The organism is Salibacter halophilus, from assembly GCF_008806325.1.
Classification (GTDB): Bacteria; Bacteroidota; Bacteroidia; order Flavobacteriales_G; family Salibacteraceae; genus Salibacter; species Salibacter halophilus.
In genome coordinates, this window is sequence record NZ_WACR01000006.1 from 218,769 (window position 1) to 231,228 (window position 12,460).

General features: G+C 41.7%; 13 protein-coding genes. 2 read left to right on the plus strand and 11 right to left on the minus strand.

What is annotated here, in order from left to right; translation table 11 throughout:
* Positions 1 to 27: 27 nt before the first annotated feature.
* The 7 genes from F3059_RS08480 to F3059_RS08505 form a co-directional block, all read right to left on the minus strand.
* The gene (locus F3059_RS08480) at positions 28 to 1,449 is read right to left on the minus strand and encodes a nicotinate phosphoribosyltransferase (protein WP_151168192.1); all 1,422 of its coding nucleotides are present in this window, start codon (positions 1,447 to 1,449) and stop codon (positions 28 to 30) included.
* 50 nt (positions 1,450 to 1,499) lie between these two features.
* The gene (locus F3059_RS13875) at positions 1,500 to 1,694 is read right to left on the minus strand and encodes a HepT-like ribonuclease domain-containing protein (RefSeq protein ID WP_394349549.1); all 195 of its coding nucleotides are present in this window, start codon (positions 1,692 to 1,694) and stop codon (positions 1,500 to 1,502) included.
* Positions 1,691 to 1,837, minus strand: a complete 147-nt coding sequence (locus tag F3059_RS13790; protein WP_223274580.1) for a ribonuclease HepT family protein — start codon at positions 1,835 to 1,837, stop codon at positions 1,691 to 1,693. Before F3059_RS13790 ends, F3059_RS13875 begins: the two co-directional genes overlap by 4 nt.
* A complete protein-coding gene (locus F3059_RS08490; RefSeq protein ID WP_151168194.1) occupies positions 1,827 to 2,138 on the minus strand; it encodes a nucleotidyltransferase family protein in 312 nt (103 codons plus the stop codon). Before F3059_RS08490 ends, F3059_RS13790 begins: the two co-directional genes overlap by 11 nt.
* Before the next feature lie 68 nt (positions 2,139 to 2,206).
* Positions 2,207 to 2,956 (minus strand): HvfC family RiPP maturation protein, encoded by a 750-nt coding sequence (locus F3059_RS08495; RefSeq protein ID WP_151168196.1) that lies wholly within the window; start codon positions 2,954 to 2,956, stop codon positions 2,207 to 2,209.
* Positions 2,940 to 3,788, minus strand: coding sequence for an HvfB family MNIO-type RiPP peptide maturase (locus F3059_RS08500; protein WP_151168198.1), 849 nt, complete (start codon positions 3,786 to 3,788; stop codon positions 2,940 to 2,942). Before F3059_RS08500 ends, F3059_RS08495 begins: the two co-directional genes overlap by 17 nt.
* A gap of 63 nt (positions 3,789 to 3,851) precedes the next feature.
* Positions 3,852 to 4,298 carry an HvfA family oxazolone/thioamide-modified RiPP metallophore gene (locus tag F3059_RS08505; protein WP_151168200.1) on the minus strand — a complete coding sequence of 149 codons (447 nt, stop codon included), beginning with the start codon at positions 4,296 to 4,298 and terminating at the stop codon, positions 3,852 to 3,854.
* A gap of 200 nt (positions 4,299 to 4,498) precedes the next feature.
* On the opposite strand from F3059_RS08505, the gene F3059_RS08510 reads away from it, so the two are divergent.
* On the plus strand, positions 4,499 to 4,933 hold the full coding sequence (locus tag F3059_RS08510; protein ID WP_151168201.1) for a DUF2147 domain-containing protein: 435 nt from the start codon (positions 4,499 to 4,501) through the stop codon (positions 4,931 to 4,933).
* Here F3059_RS08510 and F3059_RS08515 read toward each other — a convergent pair.
* Positions 4,892 to 5,440 (minus strand): hypothetical protein, encoded by a 549-nt coding sequence (locus tag F3059_RS08515; RefSeq protein ID WP_151168203.1) that lies wholly within the window; start codon positions 5,438 to 5,440, stop codon positions 4,892 to 4,894. The two genes, F3059_RS08510 and F3059_RS08515, sit on opposite strands and share 42 nt — an antisense overlap.
* The gene (locus F3059_RS08520) at positions 5,440 to 6,426 is read right to left on the minus strand and encodes a lipoate--protein ligase (protein ID WP_151168205.1); all 987 of its coding nucleotides are present in this window, start codon (positions 6,424 to 6,426) and stop codon (positions 5,440 to 5,442) included. The genes F3059_RS08515 and F3059_RS08520 overlap by 1 nt, the downstream gene beginning before the upstream one ends.
* A gap of 133 nt (positions 6,427 to 6,559) precedes the next feature.
* Between F3059_RS08520 and F3059_RS08525 the strand changes: the two genes are divergently transcribed.
* Positions 6,560 to 7,858, plus strand: a complete 1,299-nt coding sequence (locus F3059_RS08525; protein WP_151168207.1) for an acetyl-CoA hydrolase/transferase family protein — start codon at positions 6,560 to 6,562, stop codon at positions 7,856 to 7,858.
* On the opposite strand, the gene F3059_RS08530 is transcribed toward F3059_RS08525, so the two are convergent.
* Together F3059_RS08530 and F3059_RS08535 are read right to left on the minus strand one after the other, a co-directional pair.
* Complete coding sequence (locus F3059_RS08530) at positions 7,855 to 9,735, minus strand: ABC-F family ATP-binding cassette domain-containing protein (RefSeq protein WP_151168209.1); 1,881 nt, start codon at positions 9,733 to 9,735, stop codon at positions 7,855 to 7,857. The two genes, F3059_RS08525 and F3059_RS08530, sit on opposite strands and share 4 nt — an antisense overlap.
* Positions 9,736 to 9,838: 103 nt before the next feature.
* Positions 9,839 to 12,427: a T9SS type A sorting domain-containing protein gene (locus F3059_RS08535; protein ID WP_151168211.1), complete on the minus strand. Its 2,589-nt coding sequence runs from the start codon at positions 12,425 to 12,427 to the stop codon at positions 9,839 to 9,841.
* Positions 12,428 to 12,460: the final 33 nt, after the last annotated feature.

The window sequence follows — 12,460 nt, forward strand, 5'->3', positions numbered from 1 at the left end:
TACGTGTTGTTGAACAGCTTGTTTAAATTAAAACTGACTTTCATAACGTGACTTGAGTTGATCGCGCTCACGCTTGAGTTTTTCACTCAGTCCAACTTTGTAAACATGTGGGTTTTCGAATCGTTTGTGTTCATCTGGAAGTTGCTCAAGTCTGTACTGTACAGTTTGCTTGATTTCTCTAACACTCTTTTTCTCGGCAGTTCGGCTCCCGTTTTTCACTACTAATTGGAAAAGGTGTTCTTGCCTGAAGTTTCCTGCATCGAAATGTTTTGATGGATCTGACGGGTGAACGACTTTAAAAGCAGCCGGCTCTTCGGTTTTGAGTACGACATCACCGTAAAACAAATTATCTTCACTGTAGAGGCGCATGACGTGTTTAGCTCCGGGAAGCGTCAGTTTTTCGGCATTGTCTGAGAGCTTCATTCGGTTCTGACCATCGACAGAACTCAACTTGTAAACGCCATCGAGCGCTGCATTTGGTTTTCCCGTTATCAAATTGGTGCCAACACCAAACATGTCGATTGGTGCACCCTGATCGAGCAGGCTTTTAATGAGGTGTTCATCGAGCTGGTTGGAGACTACGATTTTGACATTTTTGAGATCAGCATCATCGAGCATTTTACGCACTTTCTTGCTCAGGTAGGCCAGATCGCCACTATCGAGCCTTATCCCTACGAGGTGCTGCCCACGCAATTGCATTTCGCGTGCAACTTTAATCGCATTTTGAATTCCGGATTTTAAGGAGTCGTAGGTGTCAATAAGCATGATTGAGTTCTCAGGAAAGACATCGCTGTAAGCTTTGAATGCTTCGTGTTCGTCCTCATAGCTTTGGATAAATGAGTGAGCCATTGTTCCGGCCACAGGGAGGTTGAAAAGTTTTCCACTGTAAACATTGCTGGTTGATGATGCTCCGCCTATTATTGCGGCTCTGCTACCGTGAATACTGCCAAGTCCCTGGGCTCTTCGCATTCCAAAGTCACTAACGGCTCGGCCTTTGGCTGCTAATACAACTCTGGCCGTTTTTGTAGCGATTAGAGATTCGTAGTTGAGGATATTGAGCAATAATGTTTCGATCAGTTGAGCCTCAATTAGGTTTGCTTCAACCCGCAACACTGGTTCGTTGGGAAAGACGATTTCCCCTTCCTGCATGCTGTAGATAGAACCTGTGAATTCGAATTTTCGCAAAAAGGAAAGGAAATCTTCTTCGAATCCGTGATTTTGCAGGAACTCAATTGCCGATTCATCGAACTGAAAATTTTCAATCTCATCGATTAAGTCTTCTAGTCCGCAAAAAACCGTAAACCCCGACTCAAATGGGTTTTTCCTGAAGAAATAGTCGAAGGTTGCTGTGGCGAGATGTTTCTGCTTTTTGAAATACACCTGCGCCATAGTGAGCTGATAAAAATCAGTGTAGAGTCCGCTAAACGACTTGAGTTGTGAGGTGTTCATGAGAGCAAAGGTAAATAGTTAAGAACAGGGAATCAGGAATGAAAAACATTTCAGTAGTCGTTTAACAACACTTCAATTTGCTTTTTTAGTTCTGGAATATCTCTAGAGAGAATTCCCCAAATAATCACATTATCAACACTATCGTAACCATGAATTATCCAGTTTCTTAAATCTACAATCCTACGTGCTTGGGAAATTTCTATTTCAGGGTTGTATTTTAATACTCGATTTGTTGCTTCTCCTATATTTCAAGCTCACGCTCAACCCCTCTTCTAAGAAGTTTGTTTTGTTGATAATGAGAGAAGTCACGATTGTCTTTGAGAAATTCTTCAATAGAGTTAATTGATTCCCAAATGTCATGAAGGTATTTAGCAACTTTATGCTGCATAGAGTAGCGTTCTTGTTTTGTTGATGCTCTTAATGAAGTAAGGGTTTGATAGAGAGTTTTCAGTAATTAAATCAACTTTTCTATTAAACAGATCTTCAAGTTCATTGTGAAGGTCAAAGTAATTGTCAGTGTATTTTGCAACAGAGATGTTTGGCTTAAAGGAAATGAGTATATCTATATCGCTTGAGTCTTTAAAGTCATTTGCTGATGTTGCGGACCCAAATAGATACATAAATTCCACGTCATATTTTTGACATAGCCTTGATAACTCCTGTTTTTGGTCTTCTACTATTGGTTGCACAAGTGATATGATTTATTCAAAAATAATAGTATTTTTAAAAGGATATTGTAAAGTGAAAAACAGAAAAATTATTTCACGCCCAAAACAACACCTTTTTCTACCATCTTTTCTATGAACTCGATAGCTTTTTGCTCTATTTCATGGGTGATTTCCATTCCGAGAGATTGCCCCATTTCATTTAGGGCATGGCGGAGGGTTTTTGGGCTCTGACCAAGAGTGTCCAATAAAATAGCTGTAAAACCTGTCAGGTTCATAAATTTCACCAAATGGCTATCTAATTCGCGATAGATGAGCAGGTAATAATGTCCTTTATTGGCTTCCATTTCACTCGCACTTCTCAGGTGTACCGGATATTGAAACTGAGCGATTTCTAAATAAGGGTTGAGTACCAACGCTTCGTCAAGGTCAGATCCAAATTCCTGAGTGTTGGGTAAGGCTACATCTTGCATACCGTGAACCTGAATCTCGAGCCATTCAAAAAGCAAAAGTTCTGGTAAATATGGGAGCCCAATGGATTCCTGGTAATTTGTTTTGTCAACAAACTCAACGAGCTCTGATGGCATTTTCCAAACCTCGTTTTCCTGGCATTTGTGACGTTTGAAAAAATCAAAAACCAGGTCATCCCATCGTTCTTCACCCATGATTTCTTTCGCAATCGGGAATCCTTGATCTAAAACACCTTTTACGACATTGTAAACCAACCTGCGGTAGTGATGCAACCGGTCGTCACGTGCGCCTTCAATCTCTTTTTTAGAACCTGTGCGGGCGTACTCAGCGAGCTTGCTCTGTATGTCTTTTGTTTCATTCGTCAACGACATAAGCCTTATTCCATTTTTGGTTCATGATCTTTTTGAGGTTGGTCATTTCTCCCTGAAGCTCTTCCATCTCAGGAAAATTGAAATCGCGTTCTAACAAAACAGGAACCGGTTCGGTCAGATCCAGCGTATAGTTGAACAAATCGTAAACCGGATCGATAATCGGTTGGCCGTGGGTGTCGATAATCAAATCCTTTTCAACCTTTTCGTGACCTGCCATGTGCATGTAAGCTACCTGGTCGAGAGGAAGATTTTTGATAAAGTCTTTTGCGTTGTAGTCGTGATTGAATGCGTTGACATAAACATTGTTGACATCGAGCAGTAAATTGCAGCCGCTTTCTTTTACAATTGAAGAAATAAATTCTTCTTCGCGCATTTTGGCTGCTACGGGCGTGTAATAACTCACGTTTTCCAAAATGAGCGGGCGCTCCAAAATATCCTGTACTGTTTTGATGCGTTTGGAAATGTGCTTCACGGCATCTTCCCTGAAAGGAATAGGCAACAAGTCATAAATATGAGCATTGTCGCATTTGCTGTAGCTCAGGTGTTCAGAATAAATATCGATGTTGAATTCATCGAGGAACTTTTTGAGCTCCTTCACAAATTCAAAGTCGAGTTCGTCAGGACTGCCAATTGAAAGTGATAGCCCGTGAGCTGTAATGGGGAATCGTTCAGCTGCTTCGTGTAATTTACTGCGCCAGTAGCCTCCCATTCCCATCCAGTTTTCAGGAGCAATTTCTACAAAGTTTGGAGAACTGCCTTTCATCTGAATGGTTTCATCAGCAATAGACCGCCTGAATCCTAATCCAACTAATATGTCGTCATCGTTTGTCATAAACAGATTAAAAGGGCCACCACAAAAATGTGGTGACCCTGTATCAACTATGAAAAGGTTATCTTAATGACCACCGCATTTTCCTTCGCCACATTTATGTTCAGATGATTTACTCTCATCTGATTTTTTGGCATCTTTTTTATCACCACCACATTTGCCTTCTCCGCATTTGTGTTCTGACGATTTGCTGTCCTTGGCGCTGGCTTTTTTGCTCTTTTCGCCACACTTGTGCTCTGAAGATTTACTGTCCTTAGCATCAGCTTTTTTGCTTTTTTCGCCACCGCATTTACCTTCGCCACACTTTCCTTCTCCGCATTTTAATTCAACTTCACTATTGTTGAAAAGCGTATTGACTGAAGAATGATTTTTAGCTAAAAGCTCATTTCTCAATTCAGCACCAGAGCCCAGGTCTGATGTTTCGAACAAATTTGCCGCGTTGGCATTAAACGACCCAACAGCTACAGTTCCCACTGCTAACGCTGCAGATTTTAATACTTGTTGTTTTTTCATAACGAATTGGTTTAAAAATTTCTAAAGTAGAATTCAGCATACTTACGCTGAGGATTCTTTTTTGGATTTTGCCAGAGACGAAATTACTTTCCGATAGAGAGAATAAATGTCACCAGCATTGCAATTTACCAAAAAGATTAGCCCGTTTTATAAATGTGTTTTAAATTTAACAATTCAATTAAGAACGAAATTTACAATTCATGAAAGCGATATTAATAGCTGTAGCAGTCTTATTCTCAACTTCATTATTCGCCCAAAATGCTGATGCAGTATTAGGTAAATGGGAAACGAAGAACGGGAAATCACACGTTGAAATTTACAAAAAGGATGGTGAGTATTACGGCAAAATTGTGTGGTTAAAAGAGCCGCTCAACGAAGAAGGTAAGCCAAAAGTCGATAAAAACAACCCTGAAGAAGATATGCGCAGCAGGCCACTAAAAGGATTGGAGCTTCTCCGTGAATTTGAGTACGATGCTGATGATGAGATGTGGGAAGACGGAGAAATTTACGATCCCGAATCTGGTGATACTTACTCTTGTGAGATGAGTTTAGAAGGGGACAACAAACTCAAAGTTCGCGGGTACTTAGGGATTTCACTCCTCGGTCGCACCACTGTTTGGACCAGAGTCGAATAAAATGCCAATTCGCCTGTAAACGGTGTAGAAGTTTTCACGCAAGCGCTTTTTATCGGTCAGATCCTCGCGATAAGCTGAAATGGATAATCCAAGCAGCTCTTCGAGTTTTTCCATGTTGACGGTGACAACTGTTTTGGTTTTGCTCGTGATAGTTGGGCTCTGACCATTATCAATCAAAAAGCGGAATTCGCGTTTCGTTCGCTTGTCAAAAGCATGCTGACCAAACGAGTGTATTACAGCATTCCTAAATTGATACAACAACTCGAGCTGGCTGTTATTCAGGTTAGTGTATTTATCCCAGTACTTTTTGAGTCGCTTTGCAGATTGACCTTTTTTGAGTTCACCCCGGTAAAACTGAGCCAAAAGATCAAAGGCACTGAGCACACAAAAAGCTTTACTCATGTGAGCAGTTGAAGGAAGCGTTTCGAGTTCATTCAGGCAGGCGCTCAAGGGAGAATCGCCTTCAGAATCAAAAAACGCCTCGATTTGTTGATCGGTTTTTTCCATCAGAACATTGCTGCAACGAGATCGTCTTCGCTCACACCTTTAAAATATTCCTCAAAATTGAATTGGTTCAATATTTCACGAATCGCTTTTTCATCGTGCCTGATACCTTCCAGAGCTCTCTCGATTGGGTCGATGTCGCGGAGGTGAAAGAAATCGCCCTGTATTTTTACGTCTTTAATCGTTCCTTTTGAAACGTTCATGTTCATTTCGATGAGTCCGCCATCACTTTTCACTCCCTGCTTGAAGTTGTAATCTGGCGAATAACCAAAGTTCCACTCCCACTGGCTGTACTTTTCCTCTTTGATCTTTTCAATTGCAGCCAAATCCTCATCAGTGAATTCATACATGCGGGCATTGTCATAACTTTCGAGAATGTGCTCCATTATTTTGTCCGTGAACTCGTCTAAGCTGATTTTTTCATCGAGATGGTCGCTGATGTTGGTCACGCGTTTTGGTACTGACTTCACTGCTCTGTCTTTGTACTTGAGCGGGTTCACTTTCAGAGCGCCACTCACATCGCGCATTTCAGAGGAGAAAAGCAATGTTCCGTGGTGAAGAACCTTGTTTTTGAAGACGTGCTCCGCGTTTCCTGAAAACTTTCGCCCATCTATTGTGAGGTCATTGCGTCCCTCAAATTTCGCATTTTTCACTCCAAGATTCTGAAGAACTTCGAGAATAGGCTTTGTATAACGCCTGAAGTCTACCATATCGTGGCCGTCTTCACTTGTCCTGGTAAAAGAAAAGTTGAGATTACCCAGGTCGTGATAAACAGCTCCACCACCTGAAAGCCTGCGTACTACTTTTATGCCTTTTTCTTTGACGTATTCAGCATTAATTTCAGCGTTTGCATTTTGGTGCTTCCCGATGATAATGGCGTTATCATTTCGCCACAACATGAAGCAGTCCTCTTTAATGTGCTTGAAAATATACTCGTCTGTTGCGATGTTAAAGTACGGGTCAGTGCTATAATGTTTTATGCAGAGCATAATTGTCGTTTTTAAGTTCAATCAGGTAACAAAGGAAAGAAATTTGAGTTTACTTTCTCCGTTATTTACAATAGCTGACCTCTATCATTTTTTTACCTTTAAAGGCAATCTACTTTTGCCAAAACTCAAAGAGATGTACGAATCTGTATTACCCCAAAAAGCTGTTCAGGTAGTTAAAAGTCACGATCGTGTATTTGTTCACAGCGTTGCTGCAGCACCTGATGTTTTGCTCGATGCACTTGTTGAGCGAGCACCTGAATTGCGAGATGTTGAAATGGTTCATCTTCACATTGAAGGAAAAGCACCACATACAGCACCTGAGCTGAGAGATAGCTTTAAAACCAATAACCTTTTTGTGGGAGGTAATTCGCGATATACTCTAGTAGAAGGAAACGGATCGTATGTTCCGGTTTTTTTGAGTGAAGTTCCGCTTATGTTCAGGAGAGGAATTATGCCGTTGGATGTGGCGCTTATCCAGGTTTCTACTCCTGATAAACATGGCTATTGCTCGCTAGGTGTTTCAGTAGATGCATCAAAAGCAGCAATCGATTCGGCTAAGCACGTGATTGCACAAATCAATCCGCAAATGCCGCGGACACATGGTGATGGCCTGGTTCATATCAGTAAACTAGACAGTTTTGTAGAGGTAGATTATCCTATTCACGAGATGCCGGCTCATGAACCCAATGATGTTGAAATGCGAATCGGGCAGCATGTGGCCAGTTTGGTTGAGGACGAGTCCTGCCTTCAAATGGGAATAGGGGCTATTCCAAATGCGGCTCTGAAAGCTATGGAAAACCATCGCGACCTGGGAATTCACACAGAAATGTTCTCTGACGGAATCCTCGACCTCGTTGAAAGGGGTGTGATTACCGGAAAAGCGAAGCACCGCGACACCGGTAAAATTGTGGGTGGATTTGCAATGGGGACTCGCAGACTTTACGACTTCATGGATGACAATCCCGAGGTAAATATGCTCGATATTCAGTATGTGAACAACGTTGGGAAGATTAAACGCAATAAAAATACAGTTGCTATCAACAGTGCCATTGAAGTCGATTTCACAGGACAAGTTTGTGCCGACTCCATAGGAAACAGGATTTATAGTGGTGTTGGCGGTCAAATGGATTTCATGCGTGGAGCGAGCTTGTCTGAAGGAGGCAAGCCTATTATTGCCTTGCCCAGTCAAACGAACAAAGGGGTAAGCCGAATTTCTCCATTCCCTAAGAAAGCGGCCGGAGTTGTGACGACAAGAGCACACGCGCATTACATTATTACGGAATATGGAGTCGCAAATCTCTACGGAAAAAACATTCACCAGCGCATCAATGCCATGATCGATATCGCACATCCAAATCACCGCGAAGAACTGTTGAAAGAGGCTTTTGAGCTCTACAATTACAAGCAAAATATTTTTGGCGGATCTTGCTAAACGTACTCTGAAAGTTCGAGCCAGCGCATTTCTTTCTCTTCGAGATCACTCATGATTTCTTCGAGGCGTTCTCCCTTTTTGCGCAACTCATCGTGTTCCAGTGAGCCGCTGTTCATCGCCTCGGAGAGTTCTGCCTTTTCCGTTTCTAACTTTTCAATTTCCTCCGTCAGTTGTTCAAATTCGCGTTTTTCTTTGTAGCTCAGCTTTTTCTTTTCCTGAGGTGGCTTGTCGCGTTTTTCTTTTCGGTCAGAGCCGGTGGAACTGGCCTGCTTATTCTCTTCTTTCTTTTTTTGTGCCTCTTCGCGAGCACTCTGTTTCCGGTACTGGGAGTAATTGCCGGGGTAGTCACGGATCTGACCATTACCTTCAAACACGAACAGGTGATCCACTAATTTATCCATGAAATAGCGGTCGTGCGTCACGATGAGCAAGCAACCCTGGAAATCGACAAGGTAATCCTCTAGCACGTTGAGCGTGAGGATGTCGAGGTCGTTTGTGGGTTCATCGAGGATGAGGAAATTCGGATTTTTCATGAGCACCTGAAGGAGGTAGAGTCTGCGTTTTTCACCGCCACTCAGCTTTTCAATGTGGTTGTAGTGCATGCTGCGCGGGAAGAGGAATCGCTCGAGCAGTTGCGCTGCGCTGATATCACTTCCTTTGGGTGTTGGGATGAACTCAGCGATTTCAGTGACAGCCTCAATCACGCGCTGACCAGGCTTGAACTTTATTCCGCTTTGATGGTAATAGCCGAATTTCACTGTTTCGCCCACCACTATTTTTCCGCCTGTCGGCTTTTCAAGTCCCATGATCATGTTGAGCAAGGTGGATTTCCCGGCACCGTTTGGCCCAACAATCCCTATGCGCTCACGTCTTGCAAACTTGTGATTGAGTCCATCGATCAACACATTGTCATCATACTGCTTTTTGATGTTGTGAAGCTCCAGGATCTTACTTCCCAGGCGCTCCATATTCGTGGTGAGCTTGATCTTATCTTCCGATGCTTTTTGAGATGCTTTATCCTTGAGATCGTAAAACGAATCGATGCGTGATTTCGACTTTGTTCCGCGGGCTTTTGGCTGCCTGCGCATCCAGTCGAGTTCCTTGCGCAAAAGGTTCTGGCTTTTTTCCACTTCACTGGCCTGAACCTGGTAACGTTCATTTCGCTTTTGCAAAAAGTAAGAATAGTTTCCTTTGTATTTGTAGAGCGTTCCCTGGTCAATTTCAATGATCTCGTTGCAAATTCGGTCCAGGAAGTAGCGGTCGTGCGTAACCATGAAAAGCGTCATGTGTGATTGCCCTAAAAATTCTTCGAGCCATTCGATCATTGTTAAATCCAGGTGGTTGGTGGGCTCATCGAGGATCAGTAAATCAGGCTCGTCAATGAGTACGTGAGCAAGAGCCAAACGCTTCAACTGACCACCTGAGAGCGTATCTACTTTTTGATTGAGTTTACCGGTTTTGAGTTTCGTGAAAATTTGTCGCGCACGGACTTCAAAGTCCCAGCCATTGAGTCTGTCGAGTTTTTCAAAAGCACTTTGCATGGCTTCGGTGTCTTCCTCTTCCATGCTCCGCTGATATTCTTTGATCACTTGCACCAACTCATGATCGCTTGAAAATAAGGTGTCGAGAACGGTTTGGCCACTTTCAAACTGCGGTTCCTGGGGAAGGAATGATACGCGTAAATCGTTTCGGTAAACCACTGATCCTGTCTCGGGCGCTTCATTGCCGGCTAACACATTGAGCAAACTCGACTTTCCTGTTCCGTTACGGGCTACAAGAGCCACTTTTTGTCCCTTATCAATACCAAAGGAAATATTTTCAAAAAGCAGCTTTTCTCCATAGCGCTTGCTCAGGTTCTCAACCGATAAATAGTTCATGGGGCAAAGGTGATTATTTTAGGTGAAAATGTTGAATAAACTAAAAACGGGGAGCAAAAACTTTTGCTCCCCGTTTTTATTGTGCTCCCCTCATTAAACTAACCTACCTGATAACTACCTTTTTTGATTCAAGAACTGAATTGTTTTGAATCGTCAAAACGTACAAGCCGGGGACCATATCCTTTACAGGTAAAGTTAACCTGCCTCTATTTATATTTGTCCGTTTTACCTCTCTTCCTGAAACATCAGTTAAAATCAACTTACCGCTTTTCAATTTGTCGTTTTTAATCTGGATATTGAGGTTTTGAGATGTTGGGTTTGGGAAAACAGAAAAACCTGACTTTTTACGGCTGAGCTTTTGATAGCCTGTTGAACTGCAATTATCAGGATAAACAGCTTCAAAGTAACCGACATCACACGTGTTTTCATTGAAGCTCGCTTCAGTTGCAGATTGTACAACTTCCTGTCCGCCTTCTACAGTGTAAAGACTCCATTGTACACCTCTTCTTTGGTTTGCAGGGACTGTTTGAGTTACATCATCTTTCCACCACAATAACTCCTGTGGATCATTGACATGAGAGAGTAAATGAGCATGGCCCAGTTCGTGGGCGATTACGGCATAAAAGTCAGCTTGACCCTGCTGCTTATTTACCGTCATTGTTGTGTCGTACATCCATGAAGCTCCAGGGGAAATATGAGAGAGGTTTTCATACAGTTGAATATCCATTTCACCAGCAAACATGTAAAAAGTATCTTGCCCGGTGCAAAAAGTAGGGCTTTGGACAGTCGTCTCTGCTATTGCTACCTCACCTGGCTGCACAGTATTTGAATTAAAATAGATCATGGAAACACCATCCTGATTGCTGCTACTAATGTTAGTGTCACTTCCGATTTTGAAATTTACACCTGTTGCACAGTTCCAATCTTTTATAGCTTTTTCAATACATTTTACAGCATCGGGGTTATTGCGAACACTTGGATGAAGGTGAAATGTATATGACCCTCCATCATTAGCATTCGCGAGATCAAACTTTTTTTTATCACTGAGTTGACCAAAGGCAGGGCGTCTCAGGTTTTTAATAGCGTATTTTATTGTTAGTGGAGTTATGCTCGTTTCAGAAAACCCGTACCTGTTTTTTATAGTCACAGGTCCGCTTCCCGGATGATATGGTTTATCAGGGAGTATCGGATTAAATGATTTTAGGGTATCTACTAATTGAGGTAACATGATTTTAATTTGATTATCTGACCAACTGATATAGTCATAAGCGTCAAACGCTGTAATATCATAAGTGCCGCCTCTGTCAGAGTTTTTTAACTGGATTTGCCCGGTTCCGCGGGACTGTCCAAAAAAGTTGCCGTTTACTGTGAGGATTTTCCCGTTTCCCGCACTGATTGTGGATGGAGTAAAAGAAGTGATTTCAGGGACACAAAGTGTTTCTTTTATGCCGGGAGTATAGCTGATATTGTCATAACTCAAGAAATCTGGAGATCCTGTTTGAGAGTTTGAGTAAGATGAGACTATTTGAGTATTGTAAATACCGATTGAATCTATCTGTGAACTTTCATTGCAATTTGCTATTTGCATTTTCACAGTCATCATAAGTTTTTTCGAAGTTGTTATTTGCGTTCTGTTAAAAGGGCCATTTGACATATCTAAGCCAAAAGGTAAGATTACAACATTTTTGCCTGAAATTACTGTGTCTATAGGTCCAATTTGTGAAGAGGCACTGTAAACTCCTGGGTCAAAATCTGGCCCAAGCGTTATATTGATTTTATTATTGGCGGCAATTTGAGTACCAAAAGCATTGGAGTTGTACTCAAACCAAACAGGAGAGTTGTCGAGATAGGTGTTGTTTGAGTTTCCTTTGATCATGAGGTCAAACTCGAGATAGGATGGGTTGTTTCCTGTCATTCTCGGATTCTCGTAAGTGATGTCGAGTGATTCAGATGACCTGATAGCCCCCTGGCTTTTAACTGAGTCCAGGGCTTTTTCAATATACTCCTGCCTTTCCCTGTAATTTCTTTTTTTCTGTTCGTAATTTAATTCATTTGCTCCTTCTTCAATTGATTCTTTGACTTTTTGAAGTCTTTCAGGGTCTATTGGAGCTTTGTTTTGAATAGAAGGAGTGCAATTGGTGTGATTGAATCCTAAACTGTCAATGTAGCTATACAGTTCTTTATGATTGTCAAATACCTTGTAAAGTCCCCCAGCAGCAGGGAGGCCATTTTCTTCATACTCTTCATTTATTGTGATTGCAGAAGTCCCTGTTCCCAAATGTAAATCTATTTCGTTTTCCAAGCCGCTTCTAATACCATTGAAATCAGAAGGGTATAGCAGGAATATAGCTCTTAGGTCTGGCGATAAAGGACCACTTGGTCCAGGTGTAACGACTGCTATATCACCATCAATTTCACCGCCTTTTGTGATAACTTCAATTCTTCCACATCGAATTTCTTCTGATGGAATATCATCACCATAAAAGATTTTATCAATTTGAATGAGGTTTGAAGAAACGATAAGGTTTTCATCAGTTTTATAGCTTTCTCCTTCAATAACTGTTCCTTCAATGATATAGGGAGCATTATTCATGGCTTGTTGAGCTATATAATCTTCCCATTGCTGAAGTTGAGAAAAACCATTAAGGAAAAACAAGATTAAAACTGTTGTAAGTAATGTTAGCTTTTTCATAATGCAAGTTTTTAGTGTTAATGAAAAAATTGT

Bases quoted from the DNA above. Each gene is read 5' to 3' on its own strand.
- F3059_RS08480 (WP_151168192.1), bottom strand. From the start codon at position 1,449: ATGAACACCTCACAACTCAAGTCGTTTAGCGGACTCTACACTGATTTT.
- F3059_RS13790 (WP_223274580.1), bottom strand. From the start codon at position 1,837: ATGCAGCATAAAGTTGCTAAATACCTTCATGACATTTGGGAATCAATT.
- F3059_RS08495 (WP_151168196.1), bottom strand. From the start codon at position 2,956: ATGTCGTTGACGAATGAAACAAAAGACATACAGAGCAAGCTCGCTGAG.
- F3059_RS08500 (WP_151168198.1), bottom strand. From the start codon at position 3,788: ATGACAAACGATGACGACATATTAGTTGGATTAGGATTCAGGCGGTCT.
- F3059_RS08505 (WP_151168200.1), bottom strand. From the start codon at position 4,298: ATGAAAAAACAACAAGTATTAAAATCTGCAGCGTTAGCAGTGGGAACT.
- F3059_RS08510 (WP_151168201.1), top strand. From the start codon at position 4,499: ATGAAAGCGATATTAATAGCTGTAGCAGTCTTATTCTCAACTTCATTA.
- F3059_RS08515 (WP_151168203.1), bottom strand. From the start codon at position 5,440: ATGGAAAAAACCGATCAACAAATCGAGGCGTTTTTTGATTCTGAAGGC.
- F3059_RS08520 (WP_151168205.1), bottom strand. From the start codon at position 6,426: ATGCTCTGCATAAAACATTATAGCACTGACCCGTACTTTAACATCGCA.
- F3059_RS08525 (WP_151168207.1), top strand. From the start codon at position 6,560: ATGTACGAATCTGTATTACCCCAAAAAGCTGTTCAGGTAGTTAAAAGT.
- F3059_RS08530 (WP_151168209.1), bottom strand. From the start codon at position 9,735: ATGAACTATTTATCGGTTGAGAACCTGAGCAAGCGCTATGGAGAAAAG.
- F3059_RS08535 (WP_151168211.1), bottom strand. From the start codon at position 12,427: ATGAAAAAGCTAACATTACTTACAACAGTTTTAATCTTGTTTTTCCTT.